At 67.0% G+C, this 2,840-nt stretch carries 3 protein-coding genes and 2 pseudogenes; all 5 read left to right on the top strand.

The window, feature by feature from the left end; genetic code table 11:
- Positions 1–180, top strand: a pseudogene (locus BIS11_RS14310) (50S ribosomal protein L3 N(5)-glutamine methyltransferase); the annotation flags it as partial.
- A gap of 12 nt (positions 181–192) precedes the next feature.
- Positions 193–1,284, top strand: a complete 1,092-nt coding sequence (gene aroC, locus BIS11_RS14305; RefSeq protein ID WP_253425320.1) for a chorismate synthase — start codon at positions 193–195, stop codon at positions 1,282–1,284.
- A 58-nt stretch (positions 1,285–1,342) separates the two neighbouring features.
- Positions 1,343–1,717 (top strand): hypothetical protein, encoded by a 375-nt coding sequence (locus tag BIS11_RS14300; RefSeq protein WP_253425322.1) that lies wholly within the window; start codon positions 1,343–1,345, stop codon positions 1,715–1,717.
- Positions 1,718–1,976: 259 nt separating this feature from the next.
- On the top strand, positions 1,977–2,420 hold the full coding sequence (locus tag BIS11_RS14295) for a phasin family protein (RefSeq protein ID WP_253425325.1): 444 nt from the start codon (positions 1,977–1,979) through the stop codon (positions 2,418–2,420).
- An 82-nt stretch (positions 2,421–2,502) separates the two neighbouring features.
- Positions 2,503–2,840: pseudogene (locus tag BIS11_RS14290) on the top strand (class I poly(R)-hydroxyalkanoic acid synthase); the annotation flags it as partial.

Genomic DNA, 2,840 nt, shown 5'->3' with positions numbered 1-2,840 from the left:
GCGCGCGATCATCTGACCGACGACGGCTGGCTGATCGTCGAGGTCGGTAACTCCGATCGCCACGTCGAGGCCGCCTTCCCCGAGGTCGGCTTCATGTGGCTCGATTTCGAGCACGGCGGCCAGGGCGTCTTCGCCATCAGCGCCGCGGAACTCGACGCCCACGCGGCGTCCTTTGCGTAAGGAACCAGCACCATGTCCGGCAATACCTTCGGCAAACTCTTCAGCGTGACCACTTTCGGCGAGAGCCACGGACCGGCACTCGGCGCCATCGTCGACGGCTGCCCGCCGGGGATCGAGATCAGCGAGCAGGACCTGCAGGTCGAGCTCGACCGCCGTCGCCCGGGAAGTTCGCGCCACACCACCCAGCGCAAGGAAGCCGACGAGGTGAAGATCCTCTCCGGCGTGTTCGAAGGCAGGACCACCGGCACCTCGATCGGCCTTCTGATCGAGAACACCGACCAGCGCTCGAAGGACTACTCGAAGATCAAGGATCAGTTCCGTCCGGCCCACGCCGACTACACCTACCACCACAAGTACGGCCATCGCGACTACCGCGGCGGCGGGCGCTCCAGCGCCAGGGAAACCGCGATGCGCGTCGCCGCCGGCGCCATCGCCAAGAAGGTGCTCGCCGGGCACGGCATCCAGGTGCGCGGCTACATGAGCCAGTTAGGCCCCATCGAAATCGAGTTCAAGGGCTGGGAGAGCGTCGAGCAGAACGCCTTCTTCTGCCCGGATCCGGACCGCGTCGCCGAGCTCGAGGCCTACATGGATCAGCTGCGCCGCGACCAGGACTCGATCGGCGCCGAGATCACCGTGATCGCCGACGGCGTGCCGGTGGGCCTCGGCGAGCCGGTGTTCGACCGGCTCGATGCCGAGCTCGCCCACGCCCTGATGAGCATCAACGCGGTGAAGGGCATCGAGATCGGCGCCGGCTTTGAAAGCGTCACCCAGCGCGGCAGCGAACACCGCGACGAGCTGACCCCGGAGGGTTTTCTCTCCAATCAGGCCGGCGGCATCCTCGGCGGCATCTCCAGCGGCCAGCCGATCGTCGCACGACTCGCGCTCAAGCCGACCTCGAGCATCACCACCCCCGGGCGCTCCATCGACGTGCACGGCGCGCCGGTCGAGGTGATCACCAAGGGCCGCCACGACCCTTGCGTGGGCATCCGCGCGACCCCCATCGCCGAGGCGATGATGGCGATCACGCTGCTCGATCACCTGCTGCGCCATCGTGGCCAGAACGGCGACGTCACGGTCGGCACGCCAAGGCTCGGCCAGCGCTGAGCCGCGCTGCTACACTCGAAAGACGCCACGACAACGATCACCGACAGGGGAGTGGGCCATGAAGATCAACGTCGAGTTCGACCTGACGCCGGAAGAGTTTCGCCAGTCGCTGGGGCTTCCCGACGTCGAAGCCTTCCAGCAGCACCTGCTGGACAACATCCAGCGCCAGATGGAGTCCGGGGTGGAGGGCTACGACCCGATGAGCCTGATGCGCCCCTTCCTGCAGCAGCCGATGATGCAGCAGGGCCTCTCTCAGGGGCTCGCCCACTTCGGCACCTATCAGCAGATGATGCTGGACATGCTCAGACAGGCCAGCAGCGCCGGCGCCAAGGCGTCAGAGGCGCCCGACGAGTCGTCGGCACCACAAGACGCCACCCCGAAGCGCCGCGCGAGTGCCGCGTCACGCTCGCGCGCCAGCACGCGCGAGAAGTAGGTCGCGCGGTTTTGCGCAGCGCCGAGCCAGCCGCTACGCTCTGGAGTAGCGGCGGCGCTCGCGTCGAGTCGAAAGAGCGTTAACCGCGCCTATTGACGAGCGCGTGTCGCAAACGTATGACTATGAGATACGGCGCGGTGGCCGGGCGGTCGCTCGAGGGATGCAGGATGGTGGCCTCTTTGCTGGCGTGCGAATGCGCAGTACATGGCGATGCAGCGCGCGCATCGCTTTCTGTTGACTTTCCAGAGGAGCCAGGATCATGCAGGACAAGATGTTCGACGCCTTCAACGGCCAGACCCGCCAGCTGTTCGAGCCGATGCGCAGGATGAACGCACTGATGCTCGACAACATGGAAAAGCTCACCCACTACCAGCTCGAGGCTATGCAGCGCTATAGCCAGATGGGCACCGACCGCCTGCGCCGCGCCACCGAGATCGACGACGCCGACAGCCTGCGCGATTTCGGCTCCCAGCAGGCCGAGATGATGAAGGAACTCTCCCAGCAGATGCAGGAAGACGCTCGCGCCATGAGCGAGATGAGCCTCGAGTTCAAGTCCCAGATGGAGAAGCTGTTCAGCGATACCGGCCGCCGGATGGGCGAGCAGGCCAACGCCGCCGGCCAGCAGATGCGCGAACAGGCCGATGCCGCCGTCAAGGGCGCCCCCGGGGCCCAGGCGTCCAGCCAGTCCACGCGCAAGAAGTGATCGCGAACGCATACGGCGCCCTCGGGCGCCGTCTTTTTTTGGGACGCACGCCAACGGGCAGGTGAGGCAGGGGGAGGGGACGATGCAATCAGCGTGGAGCGGGGCAGCGCAGGGCTTTACCCAGGAGGAGATGAGCGCGTGGAAGCGCGTTCTCGACGAGGTCGGCGAGCAGTACCAGGGCCTGATGGAGGATCTGCTCGCGCGCATGGCGCCGAGCGAGGCCGCCGACTCGGTCTACAGCGACATGCGCGCGAGCTTCGAGGCGGCCGCCCAGGCGCTGATGGGCAACCCGGCGCTCGTCTGGCAGACCCAGGCCCGCCTGGCCCAGGATCAGTGGCTCCTGTGGCAGCAGGGCATGCGCGCGCTGGCCGGCGAAGCCGTGACGCCGCTGATCCAGCCCGCCAAGGGGGATCGCCGCTT

Source organism: Halomonas sp. 707D4 (assembly GCF_024158685.1).
Taxonomy (GTDB): domain Bacteria; phylum Pseudomonadota; class Gammaproteobacteria; order Pseudomonadales; family Halomonadaceae; genus Vreelandella.
The sequence above is the reverse complement of the archived record's forward strand: the minus strand, read 5'-3'. Positions and strand labels throughout refer to the sequence as shown.